At 67.5% G+C, this 18526-nt stretch carries 16 protein-coding genes and 1 pseudogene; 11 read left to right on the forward strand and 6 right to left on the reverse strand.

The features are described 5' to 3' along the window. Nucleotides 1-7: 7 nt before the first annotated feature. The 4 genes from RVF83_RS11570 to RVF83_RS11585 form a co-directional block, all read right to left on the reverse strand. Nucleotides 8-1441, reverse strand: coding sequence for an aldehyde dehydrogenase (locus RVF83_RS11570; RefSeq protein WP_005196881.1), 1434 nt, complete (start codon nucleotides 1439-1441; stop codon nucleotides 8-10). A gap of 27 nt (nucleotides 1442-1468) precedes the next feature. Next, complete coding sequence (locus RVF83_RS11575; RefSeq protein ID WP_005196882.1) at nucleotides 1469-2686, reverse strand: NAD(P)/FAD-dependent oxidoreductase; 1218 nt, start codon at nucleotides 2684-2686, stop codon at nucleotides 1469-1471. Further along, nucleotides 2683-4281: a pyruvate, phosphate dikinase gene (locus RVF83_RS11580; RefSeq protein ID WP_005196884.1), complete on the reverse strand. Its 1599-nt coding sequence runs from the start codon at nucleotides 4279-4281 to the stop codon at nucleotides 2683-2685. The genes RVF83_RS11575 and RVF83_RS11580 overlap by 4 nt, the downstream gene beginning before the upstream one ends. A gap of 148 nt (nucleotides 4282-4429) precedes the next feature. Next, complete coding sequence (locus RVF83_RS11585) at nucleotides 4430-5419, reverse strand: helix-turn-helix transcriptional regulator (protein WP_005196885.1); 990 nt, start codon at nucleotides 5417-5419, stop codon at nucleotides 4430-4432. A gap of 161 nt (nucleotides 5420-5580) precedes the next feature. On the opposite strand from RVF83_RS11585, the gene RVF83_RS11590 reads away from it, so the two are divergent. The 8 genes and pseudogenes from RVF83_RS11590 to RVF83_RS11625 all read left to right on the forward strand — a co-directional run bounded on the left by RVF83_RS11590 (nucleotide 5581) and on the right by RVF83_RS11625 (nucleotide 13181). Next, complete coding sequence (locus RVF83_RS11590; RefSeq protein WP_005196887.1) at nucleotides 5581-5997, forward strand: PEP-utilizing enzyme; 417 nt, start codon at nucleotides 5581-5583, stop codon at nucleotides 5995-5997. 19 nt (nucleotides 5998-6016) lie between these two features. Then, nucleotides 6017-7342 (forward strand): hypothetical protein, encoded by a 1326-nt coding sequence (locus RVF83_RS11595; protein ID WP_005196889.1) that lies wholly within the window; start codon nucleotides 6017-6019, stop codon nucleotides 7340-7342. Between the two features lie 33 nt (nucleotides 7343-7375). Continuing rightward, entirely contained in the window at nucleotides 7376-8581 is a 1206-nt protein-coding gene (locus RVF83_RS11600) for a cytochrome P450 (protein ID WP_005196891.1), read from the forward strand. Further along, the gene (locus tag RVF83_RS11605; protein ID WP_005196893.1) at nucleotides 8578-8769 is read left to right on the forward strand and encodes a ferredoxin; all 192 of its coding nucleotides are present in this window, start codon (nucleotides 8578-8580) and stop codon (nucleotides 8767-8769) included. The genes RVF83_RS11600 and RVF83_RS11605 overlap by 4 nt, the downstream gene beginning before the upstream one ends. Nucleotides 8770-8774: 5 nt before the next feature. Then, on the forward strand, nucleotides 8775-9578 hold the full coding sequence (locus RVF83_RS11610) for a tyrosine-protein phosphatase (protein WP_255220657.1): 804 nt from the start codon (nucleotides 8775-8777) through the stop codon (nucleotides 9576-9578). A gap of 118 nt (nucleotides 9579-9696) precedes the next feature. Then, a pseudogene (locus RVF83_RS11615) lies at nucleotides 9697-11392 on the forward strand (AMP-binding protein). A 5-nt stretch (nucleotides 11393-11397) separates the two neighbouring features. After that, nucleotides 11398-12207, forward strand: a complete 810-nt coding sequence (locus tag RVF83_RS11620) for a PaaI family thioesterase (RefSeq protein ID WP_005196899.1) — start codon at nucleotides 11398-11400, stop codon at nucleotides 12205-12207. Continuing rightward, nucleotides 12204-13181 (forward strand): quinone oxidoreductase family protein, encoded by a 978-nt coding sequence (locus RVF83_RS11625; RefSeq protein WP_039880210.1) that lies wholly within the window; start codon nucleotides 12204-12206, stop codon nucleotides 13179-13181. Before RVF83_RS11620 ends, RVF83_RS11625 begins: the two co-directional genes overlap by 4 nt. 79 nt (nucleotides 13182-13260) lie before the next feature. On the opposite strand, the gene RVF83_RS11630 is transcribed toward RVF83_RS11625, so the two are convergent. Both RVF83_RS11630 and RVF83_RS11635 read right to left on the reverse strand, forming a co-directional pair. Next, nucleotides 13261-13677, reverse strand: coding sequence for a MaoC family dehydratase (locus RVF83_RS11630; RefSeq protein ID WP_005196903.1), 417 nt, complete (start codon nucleotides 13675-13677; stop codon nucleotides 13261-13263). Next, on the reverse strand, nucleotides 13674-14126 hold the full coding sequence (locus RVF83_RS11635; RefSeq protein WP_005196905.1) for an FAS1-like dehydratase domain-containing protein: 453 nt from the start codon (nucleotides 14124-14126) through the stop codon (nucleotides 13674-13676). Before RVF83_RS11635 ends, RVF83_RS11630 begins: the two co-directional genes overlap by 4 nt. A 69-nt stretch (nucleotides 14127-14195) precedes the next feature. Here RVF83_RS11635 and RVF83_RS11640 point away from each other — a divergent pair, with 69 nt between their 5' ends. Genes RVF83_RS11640 through RVF83_RS11650 form a run of 3 tightly spaced genes read left to right on the forward strand, consistent with a single transcriptional unit; the run spans nucleotide 14196 to nucleotide 18473 of the window. After that, nucleotides 14196-15386 carry an acyl-CoA dehydrogenase family protein gene (locus tag RVF83_RS11640; RefSeq protein WP_005196909.1) on the forward strand — a complete coding sequence of 397 codons (1191 nt, stop codon included), beginning with the start codon at nucleotides 14196-14198 and terminating at the stop codon, nucleotides 15384-15386. A 13-nt stretch (nucleotides 15387-15399) separates the two neighbouring features. After that, the gene (locus tag RVF83_RS11645) at nucleotides 15400-17406 is read left to right on the forward strand and encodes an AMP-binding protein (RefSeq protein ID WP_005196911.1); all 2007 of its coding nucleotides are present in this window, start codon (nucleotides 15400-15402) and stop codon (nucleotides 17404-17406) included. Continuing rightward, entirely contained in the window at nucleotides 17406-18473 is a 1068-nt protein-coding gene (locus tag RVF83_RS11650) for an acyl-CoA dehydrogenase family protein (RefSeq protein ID WP_005196912.1), read from the forward strand. Before RVF83_RS11645 ends, RVF83_RS11650 begins: the two co-directional genes overlap by 1 nt. Nucleotides 18474-18526 lie beyond the last annotated feature (53 nt).

Below are 18526 nucleotides of genomic sequence, written 5' to 3' on the forward strand. Positions count from 1 at the left end.
CGGGTGTTCAGGACTGATAGTGGATGGAGGTGTACTGCAGATAGGCTGACAGGCCCTCGGCGCCGAACTCGGTGCCCAGGCCGCTGTCCTTGTGGCCGCCGAACGGTGCCGCAGCGTTCGAGCCGTAGTGGTTGATGCCGACGTTGCCGGTTGCCAGGCGCTGCGCGACGGTCGTCGCCAGGTCTTCGTCCTCGCTGAAAACTGTTGCTGCCAAGCCGAAATCAGAGTCGTTGGCAATCTTCACGGCGTCGTCGAGATCGCGGTAGGGGATGACGGAGAGGACCGGGCCGAAGATCTCCTCCCGGGCGATCGTCATGTCCGGGCTCACCTGTGAGAACACGGTCGGCTCGACGTAGAAGCCGCGCGGGAAGCGCGTGGCGACGTCGCCGCCCGTCACGGCCTTGGCGCCCTGGGCGTGGCCGGACTCGAGGTAGCCGGCCACTCGGTCGCGTTGCCGTGCCGACACCAGCGGACCGAACACGACCTGCGGGTCCGTCGGGTCGCCGATCGGTGCGCCGGCGACGACATCGGCTGCCAGCGCGGCGATCTCGTCGTGTCGGTGGGCCGGTACCAACAGGCGGGTGCATGCCTTGCATGTTTGCCCGGTGTTCCGCATGGTGACCTTGAGCAGGTTGCGGGCCAGCACGTCGGGTTCGAAGTCGTCGAGCACGATCGCCGGTGACTTGCCGCCGAGTTCCAGTGTCACCGGCCGCAACCGCTCACCGCAGCTACGCCCGATCTGCCGGCCCACCGCAGTGGAACCGGTGAAGGAGATCTTGTCGACGCCGGGATGCTCGACCAGGGCGTTGCCGGCCCGGGTGCCGCCGGTCACCAGGTTCACCACACCGTCGGGGAATCCCGCGGCAGCCACCGCGTCCATCAGCAGCCGGGTTGCCATCGGGGTCTCCGGTGCCGGTTTGATCACCACGGTGCAACCGGCCAGGAGCGCCGGCCCCAGCTTGATGATCACCAGGCCGAGCGGGAAGTTCCAGGGAGTGATCAGGCCGGCGACCCCGACGGGAACCCGACGCACCACTGTGTGGCCGGGGCCCATCGGATTGGGCCGATCGTCCGGAGCGGTCAGAACGTCGGCGAGTTCAGCGGTCAGCCGTAGATGTGCTGCGGCATGGACCGGCGCCGCGCCGCTCTCCGCGATCGGTGTGCCGTTCTCGGCGGTGATGATGCGACTCAGTTCTGCTGCGCGCGAGGTTATCTCGTCGGCGAGTCGGTCGAGGAGCTCGGCGCGCCGGGCGGGATCGGTCTGAGCCCAGGCGGGCCACGCGCCGCGCGCCGCCCGTACTGCGGTGTCGATGTCGCGCTCGTTGCCGTCGGGGACCTGCGCCCAGACGGCCTCGGTCGCCGGATTGATCACCGGGGTGCGTTCCGCGGAATCGGCGGTGACCCAGTGGCCACCGATGAACAAGTCATCGTGTTGTTGCATGAGGATTCGCTTTCTGGCCGTCGCGGCTCACGCCGAGATGGCGTTGCGCTTGGCGGCGAAGGCCAGTGCGGCCTCCCACGTGCCGCGCCGCGAGATCTGGACTCGGTACTTCATGATGTCGCCGCGGCGGTTGACGGCGAGAGCTCCGATGAGTCGGTCGCCGTCGCGGTACAGGGCGACGAGGTTGTCGGTGTCCCAGCTGCCGCTGACCACCTCGGGCTCGCCGATCGGCAGGCCGGCGAACTGAATTCGCTGGCCGTACCAGTCGGACCAGAAATAGGGGACGTGCGAATACGGCGCCGCGGCGGCGGGATCCAGGAGATTCTCCATCGCGTGAACGGCCTGCTCTCCGGCGTTGGTCCAATGTTCCAGCCGCATCGCGGTGTCGAAGAGTGGGTTGGTCCATCGTGCGACATCGCCTGCAGCCCAGACATTCTCGGCGGCACGGAGTGACGGATCGCAGACGATTCCGTTGTCCACCGTCAGGCCTGATCCGCTGAGCCAACCGGTTGCGGGATCGGCGCCGATGCCGACCACCACCAGGTCGGCGGGAATCTCGCTGCCGTCGGCCAGCCGAACCCCGCTGACACGGTCGTCGCCGAGTACTTCGGCAACCGCCACTCCGCAGCGCAGGTCCACGCCGTGGCGGGCGTGCATGCGGCTCAGGCCCTGGCCGCCGGATTCGCCGACGGCGCGGAGCAGCGGGGTGGGGGCGGCTTCGAGCACGATCGGCTCGAGGCCACGTGCCACGGCGGCCGAGGCCACTTCGGCGCCGATGAAACCTGCGCCGATCACGACGACGCGGGCGCGTGCGTCGAGGGCCCCGCGGATGGCCTGGGCGTCGTCGAGTCGGCGAAGCACGTGCACGCCGGACAGGTGGTCGGTACCGGGCAGGGTCCGGGCGGTGACGCCGGTGGCGATCAACAGCCGGTCGTAGCCGGTGGTGCCGGCGGTGGTGGTGAGCTGCCGCTCCGCGACGTCGAGGCCGGTGGCCCGCACGCCGAGCTGCAGGTCGACACCGAGTTCGCTGCCCAGGGAATCGACGTCGGGGAACTGGTGGTTGTCCGTCAGCGGTCCCTCGGCCAGGTACTCCTTGGACAGTGGCGGACGGTCATAGGGAAGGTGAACTTCTTCGCCGACGAGCGTCAGCTTGCCCTGGAATCCGGCCTCGCGAGCGGTCTGTACCGCCCGCAGGCCGGCGAGCGAGGCACCGACCACCACCACATGGTCTGGCGAGCCGCTCATGCCGGGGTCACTTCCGGACGCTGCGCCCACTCGTCGAGCCGCAGCAGGTGAGGCAACCGCCGCGCGACCGCATCGGCGGCTTCCGCGTCGGAACCGGTCACCTCGCCGATCCAGACGCAGCCCGACGTGCCGTCGATGGTGATGAGGTCACCGGCCTTGACCCGCGCACCGTCCGCGGAGCGGACCCCCGCGTCGTCGACGGTGAGGGTCTCGGCGCCGACCACCGCGGGGATGCCCCAGCCGCGGGCGACGACGGCGGCATGACTGACCAGTCCGCCGCGGGTGGTCAGGATGCCCACCGAAGCCGACATGCCGGCCACGTCCTCCGGACTGGTGGTGGGGCGGACCAGGATCACGTCGCCGTCGGCATCCATCGCCTCGTCCGCGCTGAGCACCACCCGCCCGCTGACCCGGCCCGGCGAAGCGCCCAGCCCGGAGCCGAGCAGTTGGGTGCCGACGCCCGGATCGTGTGCCGCAGCGGCAACCTCGGCGCGGGCGCGGGCGCGAATCGTCTCGGGAACCCGGACCAGGACCTCCGCGGGGGACAGCGCGATATCGGGATCGTCGGCCATCTCGACCGCGATCCGGACCGCCGCCACGGCGCCGCGCTTGCCGATGCGGGTCTGCAGCAGCCAGAGCTTGCCGTTCTCGACGGTGAACTCGACGTCGCAGATGTCGCGGTAGTGCAGTTCGAGCCGACGCAAAGTGGTGAGCAGATCCTGGTAGGCGGTGGGCTGATGATCTGCGAGGTAGCCGATTGGCCGGGTGGAGGAGTTGCCGGAGACCACGTCCTCACCTTGCGCGCAGGGCAGGTAATCGCCGAACGGCACGGCTTCGCCGGTCGACGGATCGCGGGTGAAGACCACACCGGTGCCGGAGTCCTCGCCCCGATTGCCGAAGACCATCACCTGTACGTTGCATGCGGTCGCCAGATCCTCTTCGATTCCCTCGTGGGCGCGGTAGGCGCGGGCCCGGTCCGATCCCCAGGAACGGAAGACGGCCTCGATCGCCTGCCTCAGTTGCTCGAACGGAACCTGCGGCACCTCGCGTCCGGTGACTTCGGCGATGCGCCGCTTGAGCTCGGCGACATGAGTCCGGAGTTCGTCGGCGCCCGCGTGATCCGGTGCCGTGGGCAGCAGGTCCTCGCCGGCTCCCATCACGGTCGTGGCGAACATGGTGAGGAAGCGGCGGTAACTGTCCCAGGCGAATCGGTCGTCACCGGCCGCGCGGGCGAGGCCTTCCACGGTCTCGTCGTTCAAGCCCAGGTTGAGCACGGTGTCCAGCATCCCCGGCATCGATACGGGGGCGCCGCTGCGAACCGCGACGAGCAGCGGGTCCTGATGGTCGCCGAGGCGCCGGCCCATCCGGCCCCGCAGTCGCTCGATGTGTGTGCGTAGTTCGTCGTCGAGGCCCTCTGGCCAACCATTCTCGAGATAGTCGCGGCACACCGGAACCGAGATGGTGAAACCGGGTGGGACGTTGAGTCCGAGTGCCGTGGTCATCTCTGCGAGGCCGGCACCCTTGCCGCCGAGCAGGTGCCCGAGCTCGCGGGCCGGCACACCGTGATCGTGGTCGAAGGAGTAGACACCGGTCATGATTGCCTCCGTCATTTTTTGGTCAGACCGTTCGATGGTTCGAATCTAGCCCGAGACAGGTGTCACCGAAACCCTCCGGAGTGACCGAACGCACACTTCACCCTTTCGGGGGAGGGGTTGGCGGAAGTCGGCCTGCGCGAATCCGGTGTCAGGCCGCACCGGCGGCGTGGAACATCGCTCCCGCCTGGGATCTGGTCCGCACGCCCATCTTCCGCATCAGTCGCTTCACATGGGACTTCGTGGTCTCGGGGCTCACGTAGAGGCGCGCGCTGATCTCGGCATTGGTCAGCCCTTCGGCGACCAGTCGGAGCACCTCGCGCTCGCGTTCGGTCAGCGTGCCCAGCCACTCCGCCTCACTCGGTGTCGTCTGCGCCTGGCCGATCTCTTCAGCGGTCAGCAGCCGGTCGAGGGCCACTCCGACGCTCTCGCAGAACAGTCCGAGCAGATCCCGGTCGAACTCGTCGGTCAAGCCGGTCTCGAGATTGCGGTCCACGTGCACCATTCCGGCGACGCGTCCGCGAGCGACGACCGGCCCCGCGGTGTAGGTCACCGATCGGGTCACCGGCAGGATCGTCGGATGCACTCGCGGGTTGTCGGCCACTCCGAGAACCAGGATGGATTTACGTTCGCGCACGACCCGCACCTCGTTGAGGTAGCGGATCTCCTGATAGGGCGGCCCGCCGGCGGCGACCATCGCCCGGGCCTCGTGTGGGTCCCCGAGGCTGTGCCCGGAGCGGGGGATCCACCGCTCGTCGCGCACCCAGGAGAACAGTGCACGCTCGTAGCCGAGGCCGGCCGCCTCGATGGGGATCGCGTCGGCGAGGTCGTCGACGGTTCGTGCCGCCCGGAGCCGCGTGAGCTGTTCGCGCAGGACCGACAGTTTGGAGCGCTGCCGCGCCACCTCTGCGGCCAGGATCTCGGCCTGGCTCGCCCGCAGGTCCAGCGTCGCCTGCTCCAGTTCCGGATCGGTGGGTAGTCCGGACAGGACCCGCTGCACCGCGGCGATCATCTCCAAGGCGGTCTGGCCGTCCACCACCCCACGGGTGGTGGACTGTGTCGAGGTGTCGAGGCCGGCAGCGGCCCTACTCAGTGCACGGACTGCCGCCTCGACGGTCGGCTCCGACTCCTCGACGTTCACGGTTGTCTCCTCCTGGCCGGGTCGGTTCTGTGGCTCCCCCGAATTGGGGAAAAAGCCCTGTGACGACCGAAACCGGTTGACGTCATTGTGACACTGCGCACATCATCGTAGCAATTGGTCTAACAATTCTGACCAGTCCCCGAATCTGGAGGAAAAACCCCATGACCAGCAATGAAGTAGTTGCCGACGCGGTGATCGGCACCGGTATCAAGGCGTTCACGTCATCCAAGACCGCCACCGGGACCATCCGGTTCCTGGACTCCCCCGAAGAGGTCCTCGACTTCATCGACGGTCCCGACGTCGAGACCTCGATCGTCATCTCCCGTGGCGGAACCACCACCTTCATGTCGCCGGCACTGATGGCCGGAGTGGCCGGTCTGATCACCCTGCAGGGTGCTCCGGAGAGCCATCTGGGCATCCTCTCCCGCGAGTTTGGCATCCCTTGTGTGATGTCGACCGAGTTCACCGAGGGCATCCAGACCTCCCGCGGCGAGACCATCCCCGCCGACGGCACCACTGTGCGGCTCGAGACCTCCGGCGACAACGGAGTGGTCTACCTCGTCGACGGCAACGCGTAACCGAAAGGCAGAGAGAGACATGACCACCACCGACACCGGGGTCGAGGCTCCCTTCGATCCGACTCCGTTCCTGCAGGCGTTCAAGGCCGAGGTGCCGCAGGGCGTCGAGGGGAACCGGCAGATGCGCGAGCGCCTGACCGTACCCTTCCTGGACACCACCGCCGACGATGTCCGGCTCGAATCCCTCGACGATGCCCAGATCAACAGCTGGCTCGACTACGCAGCCTGGAACCTGTGGGACTTCATCCTCGGCCGGGCCTCCGAAGGCGAATCCGGTTTGATCCCACGCCAGGAGTACGAGACCGTCTCGTTCGTCCAGCAGTGGAACAACTACCCCCGGTTCATCCGCATGCTGACCGACGAGGTGGGCGTCGACGGGCTGCTGGATCTGGCCAAGACCTCCAGCCGCGAGATCGGCACCAAGATCAACGTCACCCGTAACTGGGCGGCGTCGGTCTGCCCGATCCTGGGCCGCGGTATCGGCATCGAACTCGAACAGGACACTGTGAACAGCCGGCGCGAGGATCTGGAGACGATCATCCAGTTCGGCCGACGCCTGCAGCACGGAACCTGGGGCGAGGGACCGGGTTTCGTCTCGGCGCGCGAGTACCAGGTCCCGGTGCTGGCTCCCGACGTGCTGCAGACACTGGTCGACCAGGTCAAACCGCTCGACGATCCGGCCGAACTCGAAGCGTTCCGGCAATTCAATGCCCGGACCGAACTGTTCGGCTTCATGCTGCACTACGACTGCCGTGCGGGAATGGCCGACACCGGGCCATATCCGCTGCCGGGCAACAAGTTCGCCATCGTCCGCGATCACTTCCTCAACGAGACCGCGTATCCGTGGTCGGGGGTCGCCGAGGGGCTGCCGTACTGCGTCACCGAGGTGATGGTGTTCTCCGCCGACAAGGTCAAGGCGACGATCACCGAGATCCAGACCACCTTCAGCGAACCGTCGAACTACCTCGAATACCTCGAGGGGGCAGTCGTCTTCGCCCGCGACACGATGACCACGCCGATGGGCGAGCTGCGGGTGCTCGACGCGCACGAGATGGCCGAGATCTCCCAGAAGTGCCAGAAGGGGACGATGTCGATGTACCGGACCCTGTCGAAGAAGTCGACGGAAGAGAAGATTCGCGACGGAGTGATGGTCTACACCCGCGAGTTCCTGCTTCCGCACGCTGCACGTGCCGGCATCTGGGACAAGTTCGTGGCCGAGGGATTCGACACCATGCACCCCAACGCAGAGGCGGCCTGGCCGGTCCTGACCAGTGCCCGCGCGGCGGAAATTCTGACCCCGGTCCTGTTGTTCGGCAACGGTTTCCCGCATGTCTCGTCAGCCTGAGCCCGGTGGTGGACACGCAGTGAGGAAGTCGAAATGACTGTGCAATCACAGGCCATCGATCTGATGGATCTCGATCCGTTCATCGCCGGCACCGAGAACACGCTGCTCTCGCAGCTGCGTGAGCGGGAACCGCTGCACTGGAACGAGGAGCCGAACGGCCCGGGCTTCTGGTCGGTAACCCGCTACGAGGACGTGGTCCGGGTCGTCATGGACCCACAGACCTTCATCAACGGTGAGGGCACGCAGATCCTCAGCCGCAAGGTCGAGGGCTCCACCAGCACGGTGCACAACACCGATCCGCCGCGCCACGGCAAGCTGCGAAAGCTGGCCGCCCCACACCTGCGAGCGGTGAAAATCCAGGCCTGGCAGGAGGTGATCGATAGGTCGGTCTCCGCAATCCTCGACGACATCGAGCAACGCGGTGAGGTCGAGTTCGTGAAGTCGGCTGCCGCGCTGTTGCCCATCCAGGCCCTCGGTCAGGTGCTCGGGGTCCCGCTCGAGGACTGCGGTCTCCTGCTCGACTGGACCAACCGGGTGGTCTCGGACGATCCGGAATACATGACCCGGCCCGATGAGAAGGAGCGCGCCCGCGCCGAGATGTTCGCCTACTTCGAGGAATTGAGCGAACAGCGCCGCCGGGAACCGCGCAACGACATCGTCTCCAAGTTGGTGCACGCCGAACTCGACGGTGAACCGCTGCCCTGGGCCGATCTCGCCGCGTACTACTTCGTGCTGGTCGGAGCCGGCAACGAGACCACCCGCAACTTGCTCACCGGAACGGTGCTGGCGTTCCACGAGTTCCCGGACGAGTGGCGCAAGCTGGAGCGGGACCGCACGCTCCTCAAGCCGGCGATCGAGGAGATGCTCCGCTATATCACCCCGATCCGCGCGATGCGGCGGACCGCCACCCGCGACGTCGAATGGGACGGTCGCACCATCAGGGCCGGCGACAAGATCGTGTGCTGGTTCCAGGCGGCCAACCGGGACCCGGCGGTGTTCAGCGATCCGGATCTCGTCAGGATCGACCGGGAAGACAACGAGCACGTCGGCTTCGGCTGGGGCATCCACGCCTGCATGGGGTCGCACCTGGCACGTGCCGAGGTCACGTCCTTCCTGACCCAGGTGCTCGACCGGGGGTTGCGGATCACGCCCTTGGCGGCTCCGGACCGATTGCACAGCAACCAATTTCACGCATTCAAGCGGCTACGGGTGCGGATCGAGAAAGGAGATCGGTCATGAAGGTGCTGGTCGACTGGAACCTGTGTGAAGGACACGGGCAGTGCGAGTACGCGGCACCGGACGTCTTCACCATCGACGACGACGGTGATCTGGAGGTGCTCGACGAGACTCCCGACGAGAGTCAGCGCAAGGCGGTGGAACAGGCGGTCCGGCGGTGTCCGGTGCGCGCACTGGCAATCGAGGGCTGAAGCCGGTGACCGAGCAACGGATCGCCGTTCCGGGTACCTCCAATCTGCGAGACGTCGGCGGGTACCGGGTCGCCGACGGGGCGGTGATCGCCCGCCGGCGCCTGTATCGGGCCGAGGCGATCGTCGATCCCGGCGGCCCGTCGTCGTACTCCTTCTACGACGCGGAGCACGACGCGCACTATCGCAGCCTGGAGGTCCGGACCGTGATCGATCTCCGGGCCGAAGCGGAGTTCACGCGCGCGCCGTCGGCCTGGGCGTCGGCCACCGGTGGCACGCTTCATCAGCTGCCGATCGCCGAAGGCGGTGAGGGCGCCGATACCAACTTCTTCCAGATGTTGCTCACCGGTGAGCTCACCGCCTTCGACGCGACCGACATGGGTCGCTTCTATGTGGCACTGCTCGAGCAACGTGCCGACGTGCTGGGCGCGGCCTACCGGTTGCTTGCCGATAGGTCCGCTCTGCCGGTGCTCGTGCACTGCGCCGCCGGCAAAGACCGCACCGGTGTCTTCGTCGCGCTCGTCTTGCGTTCCCTGGGTGTGGCCGAGGAAGTGGTGGTGCAGGACTATGCGCTGACCGGCGTGCTCAGGCCGAATCGGGTGGACGCATCCGCCGACCGTATCGTCGCGGCCGGCCGTGACCCGGAGATCGCCCGGGTTCTCTTCGACGCCCCCGCAGAAGCGATGAGGTTCGCGCTGGCGCATCTCACCGAGCGCTACGGCGACGCGGCCCACTACCTCACCGACCGGGCCGGCGTATCCGCTGCGGATCTGGCGGCGGTCCGCCTCAATCTCCTCGAACGCCCCGACTGATCTCCTCGAGCCCCGTGATTGATCGCGCCGGCGTCGAGATCGAGATGTCCTTGCTCTAAACGGTCATACCATTCTAATATCGAAGCATTACCTTGAACACGATGTGAGGGCAGACGCAATGAGCAGCGAACGTGATCTCGGCCGGTACGCCCCGGAGCAAATCGCGGACTACTACCGGACCGGTCAGTGGACGGACGAGAACTTCAGCGAACTCCTACGGCAGCGCTCGGTGTCGCACGGGGACAAGGTGTTCGTCACCGACGGAACACACGAACTGACATACGCCGAGATCTACAACCGGTCACAGCAATTGGCGCTCGGCCTACGGCGTCGCGGCCTGACCGCCGGCGACCGGGTCGCGGTCCAGCTGCCCAACTGGGCGGCGTTCGTGGTGATCGCCGCAGCGCTGACCCGGATCGGTGCGGTGATGGTGCCGATCATGCCGATCTACCGCCGGGACGAGGTGACCCACGTCGTCGACGACGCCGCCATCCGGATGGCCATCGCACCCGTGGAGTTCAAGGGGTTCGACTACCTGGAGATGTTCGAGGGCATCCGCCGCGAGTCGTCGACCTTGAGCGAAATCGTCGCGGTGCGGGCCGGAGCCGACGACCGCGAGGCTCTGGCCGATCGTGACATCGACGTGCTCGAGGATCTGATCCTCGGGGACATCACCGCAGACGAGGTGGACTCCGAACTGGACTTCCGGGCGCATCCCGACGACCCCTACGTGATCGTGTACACCTCCGGCACGACCTCACGACCCAAGGGGTGCGTGCACACCTTCAACACCTACGCATCCGGCGCGCGCGCACTCACCATTGCGTTCGGCCACACCGAGGCCGACGTGCAGTTCGGTCCGTCGCCGATCACCCACACCACCGGTCTGGTGACCAGTGTGCTCATCCCGATGCTGGCCGGGGCCGCCACCCACTTCATGGCCGAGTGGAACCCGGTCCGGGCACTGGAGGACATCGAGAAGTTCGGCTGCACCGCCGCGGTCACCGCGACCACGTTCCTGCAGACCCTGATGGCCGCCGCCGACGAGCATCCCGAGGCCGACCTGTCCAGCCTGCGAGTCTGGACCTGCGCCGGATCCCCGATTCCGGCCGCGGTGGTGGAGAACGCCACCGCGAAACTGCCTGACACGCGGGTCCTTTCGCTGTACGGAAGGTCGGAGAACCTGTCGACCACCACATGCACGCTCCAGGATTCGCCGGAGCGTTCGATCACCTCCGACGGCGCCGCCCTGCCCGGAGCCGAGGTCAAGATCGTCGACGCGGACGGCTTCGAGGTGCCGCGCGGCGGCGAGGGGGACATCGCCTACCGCGGTCCGTCGCACATGGTCCGCTACCTCAACCGCCCCGAGGACACCGACCAGCTCTATACGCCCGAAGGGTTCTCCCGCTCCGGTGATCTGGGGTGTCATGGATGCCGACGGCTTCGTCCGGGTGACCGGCCGCACCAAGGACATCGTGATCCGCGGCGGCATGAACATCAGCGTCCGCGAGGTCGAGGACAAGCTGGCTGCGCATCCGGACCTGTCCTCGCTGGCGGTGGTCGGCATGCCCGACCCGAGCCTGGGCGAGAAGGTGTGCGTGTACGTGGTGCCCAAGCCCGGTCATCAGGCGCCGACGGTGGAGGCGCTTCGGGCCTACCTCACCGACCGTGGGGTCGCGATCCAGAAAACTCCGGAGCGCGTCATCGCGATCGACCAACTGCCGATGACCGCCACCGGCAAGATCCAGAAGCACGTACTGCGTAAGCAGGTGGCAGCTGAACTGGAACAGGTGGCCGCTCCCGGGGCACACTGACCGGCATGGAGGTCACTGCGCCGGAGTTCGTTCTCGGCGGGGCGGAGCGGTTGCTCCGAGTGTCGGAGGCAGCGCTGTCGCCGGATTCGGCCGAGTTGTGTGAGGAGAGCGGCGGCTGGCTCGCCGACCCTGGCGTCGGTGTCTGTCGCGGCGCGCTCGGCGTGATTCTCGACGACGTGACGGGTTATGTGGTCGCGGCCGGTTCGCCGCCCGACCGCTGGCCGGTCAGCCTGGGCATCCGACTCGATCTGCTGGCCGACCCGCCTGTTGACGGCAGCACGCTGACCGCCACGGGAAGGCTGGTCGCCCGCGACGACGCGAGCGGTACCACCCGGGGTGAGGTGTGCGGTCCCGACGGCAATGTCCTGGCGCTCATCACTCAGCGCTCGCACCTGCTGACCGTGACCGAGGCACTGACCACGCCTCACATCGACGCGACGCCACCCGGACCGGAGACGTCGCTGCGTGCCGCGCTGGCTGTGCGGGAGCTCGAGCCCGGCGTGATCGAACTGCCGCCGAATCCGTACGCGGCCAACGGTATGGGAAACATCCACGGCGGCATCCTGATCACCGGAGCGGAGTTCGCCGCGATGTCGGCGCTGGGTGCGACCGGGCAGCTGCGCACCAACAGTATCGACACCGCCTTCGTCCGACCGGCCGACGCTGCGCACACCATCACCTTCCGCAGCCGGGTGCAGCATCGAGGCCGCTCGATGGCGGTCGTCGAGGTCGCCGCGGTCGCGACTTCCGGCAAACCGTGCGCACTGGCCACGGTGATCGTGAGGCCACAGGACAGCATGGAAGAGATCGCATGAAAGCAGTGATGATGCCGTCCTTCGGCGACGCCGACGTCTTGCGCATCGGCGAGCGTCCACGGCCGGTGTCGCAACCGGGGTGGGTGACCGTCGAACTCCGGGCGTCGGCGCTGAACTGGCACGACGTGCTGGTCCGGCAGGGACGTTACGGTTCGCCGTTGCCGCATACACCCGGAGCCGACGGGGCGGGGATGCGGGCGGACACCGGTGAGGAAGTCGTGATCCTGCCGTCGCTGTTCTGGGGCGACCGGACCGATGCGCCGGGGCCCGATTTCGACATCCTCGGCGACCACCTGCCCGGTACCTATGCCGAAGCGGTCAGTGTGCCGGTGGAGTGCGTGGCGCCGAAGCCGTCGGGTTACGGCTGGGAGGAGGCCGCGGCACTGCCGCTGGTCGGCGTGACCGCCTACCGTGCGCTGGTGACCCGCGCCGGGCTGCAAGCCGGGGAGTCGCTCCTGATTATCGGTGCGGGCGGCGGCGTTGCCACCATGGCGATCGCCCTGGCCACGGCGATCGGCGCGCAGGTCTACGTGACCGGTTCGAGTGACGACAAGTTGTCCCGAGCGCGCACGGCGGGCGCGGCCGACGGTGTGCTGCACACCGCTGACGACTGGCCCGAGCGCGTCATGGCGGTCTCGCCCGGCGGGCGGGGCTTCGATGTGGTGCTCGACCCGGTTGGCTTGTGGGACAGGTCGGTTCGGACGTTGCGGCCCGGTGGCAGGTTGGTGGTGCTCGGCGCAAACGTCGCCGAGCAGGCGACCATGAACGTGCGTGCATTCTTCTTCGGCCAGTACAGCCTGCTGGGAACCACGATGGGTGGACCGCAGGACTTTCGGGGACTGCTCGACCTCGTGAGCGCCGGTCGGGTGGATCCGCCGACCATCGCGGCGAGCTATCCACTCGACGATGTCGCCGAGGCTCATCGTCACCTCGAGGCCGGTACTGCGTTCGGCAAGATCACGTTGAGCCACTGAGGCACCAGATCACCGAGGATCTGAGCCGACGCCGGTCGTTGTGGTAGAACGCATGACCGGCGCCGGCATTCGCAGCACCCTAGGCCGGTGCTGACAGCCGGACGCGCGCGGACGCGGAGATCACGGTGCGATCGCCGACCGTCGCCCGGAGTTCGAGCTCCGCTGCGGTACCGGATTCGTCGACGTTCGTGACGGTTCCGCGGAGTTCCAGTGTCTCGCCGATCGCCAGGGGAGAGGAGAACCGTACCGAGTAGGACAACAGGTTCTCGACGTGGACCAGGTCGGATACCCAGGCGGCGAGCATTCCGGCCTGCATCTGCCCCATCGAGATGACGCCGGGAAGTCCGGCGGCATGTGCGTAGTCCGCGTCGTGATGCAGGGGGTTGAAATCGCCACCCGCACCGGCGAAACGGACGATGTCGGTCTGGGTGATCGGACCGATGACCCGGGGCGCGAGTTCCTGTCCTGCCGTCAGCGCGATGGGGGTGCGGGTCATGCTGCACCCCTCTCGATGAGAACCTCGCGCTGAGTGATTGCCGTCTTGCCCTCGTCGTCGACCCACGTGGTCTCGAGGGTCACCAGCCGCATGGTCCCGCCGCGTTTACCGTCGCGAGTGGTGTCTTCGACGATGCGGCGTGTCCCGGTGACGCGGTCCCCGGCGACCAGGGGACGGTGGTACTCCCACTCTACCGATCCGACCACCACGCGCGCGATGTCCATGCCGAGTGCTGCGACGAACCCGTGCTGATTGCGGTGATGCCCGGCGACGACCACGTGGGTCGGAGTCGCGGGCAGCGCCGTGAACCCGGACTCCGCCGCTTCGGCGAGGTCGGTGTGCACCGGATCGGTTGTCCTGGTCGCCGTGGCGAATTCGCGAATCTTGCCGGCTTCGATCTCGAACGACACCTCGTCGAGGATCGAGCCTGTGGATGTAGTGGCCGACAACGCGGAACCTCCTAGATTTTATGGTCAGACCTATAGTACCTTTAGTCCATAACGGATGGAGAGGTTCACATGGATCTGAGTGATACGCCGGAAGAGGCACGGTTCCGGACCCGCGTACGCGAATGGTTGACGGCGACCCTTCCGACGCTGCCCTGGCCCGAGCCTTCCCGGCTCGAGCGCAAGCGTGAGTTCTGGTCGGTCTGGCAGCGCAAGCTGTTCGACGCCGGTTTCGCCGGGTTGTCGTGGCCCACCGAATTCGGTGGCGCCGGTGCCGACGCGAAGATCAAGGCCATCTTCAACGAGGAGATGGACCGTGCGGGAGCGCCGGAGCGACTGAACATCATCGGTGAGGACTTCGCCGGACCGACGATCGTCGCCTTTGGCGATGATGCGCAGAAGCAGCGCTACCTGCAGCCGATCCTGACCGGTGACGAGATCTGGTGTCAGCTGTTCTCCGAACCGGAATCGGGTTCGGACCTGGCCTCACTGCGCACCAAGGCGACCAAGGTCGACGGTGGCTGGTCGATCCAGGGGCAGAAGATCTGGACCTCGCGCGCACAGATCGCCGACAACGCGATCCTGCTGGCCCGCACGGGCGGTGGCGATCGGCACAAGGGGATCACCTACTTCCTGCTCCCGATGTCCTCGGCGGGGGTCACCGTCCGCCCCCTCGAGCACATGCTGGGCGAGGCCGAGTTCAACGAGGTGTTCCTCGATGACGTGTTCGTTCCCGACTCTGCCGTGGTCGGGGAGGTCGACGGCGGCTGGAAGGTCGCGATGGGCACGCTCGCCTTCGAGCGCGTGGGCATCGCGACCGGGCGGGTGAACACCACTCGGGCGGTCGGCGACCTGATCGATCAGGTCCGACGGACCACAGACGACGAAGGTGCTCCGCTGACGGAAAAGAGCGAGATCCGGCAGCGCATCGCCGACCTCTACGGTCGCGCGTTGACGCACTACCTGATCGGCCAGCGGGTGATCACCGGTGCTGCTTCTGGACAGCCGCCGGGCCCGGTCACCTCGATCGGGAAGCTCTACTTCTGTCCGCTGGTCGAGGACATCGCCGACTTCGGCCTGGAGCTGGGTGACTTCGGCGGCCAGTTCGGTCTCGCCGCGGACACCGACGACTCGGCCGACGCCGACCAGCAGCGCTGGCTCCGGCTCGCCTATCAGGCCCGCGGCACCGCCATCGCCGGCGGATCGACCTTCATCCAACGCAACATCGCGGCCGAGCGGGTGCTCGGCATGCCCCGTGGCTGAGAAAGGCGACGTGATGAGTACATACACGTGGACACCGAACGCCGACTACCTCGAGAACGCCAACGTGCTGCGCCTCGCGCGAGCGCACGGCATCGAGACGATCGACGAACTCCGGAAGCGATCGACTGAGGACGTGTCGTGGTACTGGGATGCGGCGATCACCGATCTGGGAATCCCGTTCGCGACACCGTATGACGCGGTCCTCGACGCCTCCGGGGGACCACAGTTCCCCGAGTGGTTCGTCGGCGGCAGCTTCAACGCCGTCGACGCGTGCATCACCCGCTGGCTCGCCCATGACGGCCAACGTCCGGCCATCGTGCACGAGGCCGAGGACGGGACCGTCGCGACGATGACCTACCGCGAACTCGCCGACAAGGTGGGCCGGGTCGCCGCCGGGCTCATCGAACTCGGGATCGGCGAGGGCGATGCGGTGGGCATCTACCTGCCGATGATCCCCGAAGCGGTCGTGGCCCTCTACGCCGCAGCCGGTATCGGCGCGATCCTGGTTCCGCTGTTCTCCGGCTTCGCCGCGCCGGCGATCGCCGCCCGGCTCAACGACGCGGAGGTCAAAGCGATCGTCGTCGCCGACGGCACCGTGCGGCGCGGACGCACCATCGGCATGTCCGGCGAACTCGCCAAGGCCCTCCCGAACACCCCGTCGGTCCGATCGGTCATCACCATCGACAACGTCGCAACCGGCGTCGACGTCGGTGACGCCGACGTCGCGACCGTCAGCTGGGACGCGCTCACCGATCCCACGCGCGAACCCCACGAGTTCGCTCCGATGCCCGCCATGCAGACCCTGATGCTCGGCTACACCTCCGGAACGACCGGAAAACCCAAGGGAGCGGTGCACACTCACGCCGGCTTTGTCACCAAGGTCGCGACCGAGGTCGCCTACTCGTTCGACATCTCCGTGGGGGACACGTTCTGCTGGATCACCGACATGGGCTGGGTGATGGGGCCGCTCGCGGCCTTTGGTACTCACGCCAACGGCGCGACACTCCTCCTGTACGAAGGCTCACCCGATGTGCCTGACGCCGGCCGTCTCTGGGACCTCGCCGAGCGGCACCGGGTCACCATGCTCGGTGTCTCGCCGACACTCATCCGCGCGATCAGATCGACGCCGCTCGCCGACATCGCCACCCGCGACCTGTCGGCGGTCCGCGTCCTCGGTTCCACCGGCGAGCCCTGGGATCCCGACTCCTACGACTGGCTGGCCGCCGAGGTGTTCGCCGGCCGGGTGCCGGTCATCAACTTCTCCGGCGGCACCGAGGTCGGCGGTTCCTTCCTGGCGCCCTACCCGGTCGAGCCCATCCCGAGCTGTTCACTGGGCGGCCCGTCGCTGGGGATGGACGTCGACGTCGTCGATGACGAGGGAAAACCGTTGCGGGGCAGTATCGGTGAACTCGTCTGCCGCCAGCCGTGGCCGGCCATGACCAGGGGGGTGTGGCGAGATCGCGACCGGTACCTCGAGTCGTACTGGTCCACGTTCCCCGGGATGTGGTGTCACGGCGATTACGCACTCGTCGACGACGACAACCGGTGGTACATCCTCGGCCGGTCCGACGACGTGATGAACGTCGCGGGCAAACGACTGGCCCCGGCCGAGGTCGAATCCGTGCTCACCACCCACGCTGCGGTGGCCGAGGCGGCCGCGGTGGGCATACCTGATCCGAAGAAGGGCGAAACCGTGTGGGCCTTCTGGGTTCCCCGCGCCGGCGCCGACACCGAGGGCGTCTCCGAGGAACTACGGCAACTGGTGGCCACCGGCGTCGGCAAGCCGTTCGCGCCCGCCGAGGTGTGGGCCGTCGAGGCGCTCCCGAAGACGCGGTCGGCCAAGATCCTGCGTCGCGCGGTCCGGGCTGCGGCCATCGGTACCGATCCGGGGGACCTGTCGAGTGCCGAGAACCCCGAGGCGGTCGACGCCATCCGCCGAGTCGTGCACAGCGCCGACGGGCCGGGCGTGGCCGGTCCACAAGACGCGCAGTCCGCGGCCGCGAACTCGAGGAGCGTGTAATGCACTGGGAACTGTCCGACGAGCAGGAACTGTTCGCGTCATCGTTGCGTGAGTGGATCACCGCCAAGTTTCCCACCGACACCGTCAGACAGCTTGCGTCCGAGGGAGATTCCGCGCGGTTCACCGGTGCACTGATCAGCGAGGGCTGGTGGGGCGTCGGGCATCCGGAGGAGTCCGGTGGGCAGGGCGGCGGGGTTCTCGAACTCGCGCTTGCCGCACGGGAATTCGGTCGGTCCGCGGCACCGGACTCGCGGTGGTTCGCCGCCACGCTCGCCTCGGTCCTGCTGACCGACGACGAACTGACCGCACAGCTGGCCGGCGAGAAGCAGTTCGCCGCAGTGCTCCGCGCCGACCGCGTGCCGGCCTGGGTCCCATGCACGACCGACGGCTCGACGGTCACCGGGACAGTGGCTCATGTGCTCGGTGTCGCCGACGCCGACACGCTGCTGGTTCCGGTCGACGGCCCCGACGGGCGGGGCTGGGCGCGAGTGGCCACCGCCGACGCCGTGGTGACCCGCGACAACCTGCTGGACCGGGCGCGCGCCGCGTCGACCGTCGTGTTCGACCGGGCCCCGATCGCCTCCGTTGTTGCTGCCGATGACGCATCGTTGAGGAGGATCTCATCGCTCGCCGCGGTCCTGGTCGCCGCCGATGCCCTGGGGAGCGCCGAACGCATGCTCGATCTCGCCGTCGAATACAGCAAGCAACGCAAGCAGTTCGGCCAGTTCATCGGCACGTTCCAGGCGGTCAAGCACGCAGCGGCCCAGATGCTGGTCGCGGTCGAGTCGTCGTACTCGATCGCGCTGTACGCCGCCGCCGCGCTCGACGCCGGACTCGATGACGCAGCGACGGTAGCTGCGGTGGCGAAGGTGCAGGTGACCGGTCCGGTGGCCGACGTCGCCGAGTCAGCCCTCACCGTGCACGGTGCCATCGGTTACACGTGGGAACACGACCTGCACCTGTTCTACAAACGAGCCAAGCTCGACCGCAGCTTGTTCGGAACGCCGACGGCATGGAACGACCGGATCGCGGCGAGCCTGCTCGACGGGCCCGCCACGATCGCTTGACCGCACCCCTTGCTTTATTTGGTCAGTCCATTGGTATAGTTGCCTGGACTGAG

It is taken from the genome of Gordonia rubripertincta (assembly GCF_038024875.1).
In the GTDB taxonomy this organism is placed as follows: Bacteria; Actinomycetota; Actinomycetes; order Mycobacteriales; family Mycobacteriaceae; genus Gordonia; species Gordonia rubripertincta.

What these genes read in the sequence shown, in the direction of transcription:
- RVF83_RS11640 (WP_005196909.1), top strand. Translation starts at nt 14,196, where the DNA reads ATGGATCTGAGTGATACGCCGGAAGAGGCACGGTTCCGGACCCGCGTA.
- RVF83_RS11650 (WP_005196912.1), top strand. Translation starts at nt 17,406, where the DNA reads ATGCACTGGGAACTGTCCGACGAGCAGGAACTGTTCGCGTCATCGTTG.
- RVF83_RS11645 (WP_005196911.1), top strand. Translation starts at nt 15,400, where the DNA reads ATGAGTACATACACGTGGACACCGAACGCCGACTACCTCGAGAACGCC.
- RVF83_RS11575 (WP_005196882.1), bottom strand. Translation starts at nt 2,686, where the DNA reads ATGAGCGGCTCGCCAGACCATGTGGTGGTGGTCGGTGCCTCGCTCGCC.
- RVF83_RS11590 (WP_005196887.1), top strand. Translation starts at nt 5,581, where the DNA reads ATGACCAGCAATGAAGTAGTTGCCGACGCGGTGATCGGCACCGGTATC.
- RVF83_RS11595 (WP_005196889.1), top strand. Translation starts at nt 6,017, where the DNA reads ATGACCACCACCGACACCGGGGTCGAGGCTCCCTTCGATCCGACTCCG.
- RVF83_RS11630 (WP_005196903.1), bottom strand. Translation starts at nt 13,677, where the DNA reads ATGACCCGCACCCCCATCGCGCTGACGGCAGGACAGGAACTCGCGCCC.
- RVF83_RS11600 (WP_005196891.1), top strand. Translation starts at nt 7,376, where the DNA reads ATGACTGTGCAATCACAGGCCATCGATCTGATGGATCTCGATCCGTTC.
- RVF83_RS11620 (WP_005196899.1), top strand. Translation starts at nt 11,398, where the DNA reads ATGGAGGTCACTGCGCCGGAGTTCGTTCTCGGCGGGGCGGAGCGGTTG.
- RVF83_RS11570 (WP_005196881.1), bottom strand. Translation starts at nt 1,441, where the DNA reads ATGCAACAACACGATGACTTGTTCATCGGTGGCCACTGGGTCACCGCC.
- RVF83_RS11625 (WP_039880210.1), top strand. Translation starts at nt 12,204, where the DNA reads ATGAAAGCAGTGATGATGCCGTCCTTCGGCGACGCCGACGTCTTGCGC.
- RVF83_RS11580 (WP_005196884.1), bottom strand. Translation starts at nt 4,281, where the DNA reads ATGACCGGTGTCTACTCCTTCGACCACGATCACGGTGTGCCGGCCCGC.
- RVF83_RS11605 (WP_005196893.1), top strand. Translation starts at nt 8,578, where the DNA reads ATGAAGGTGCTGGTCGACTGGAACCTGTGTGAAGGACACGGGCAGTGC.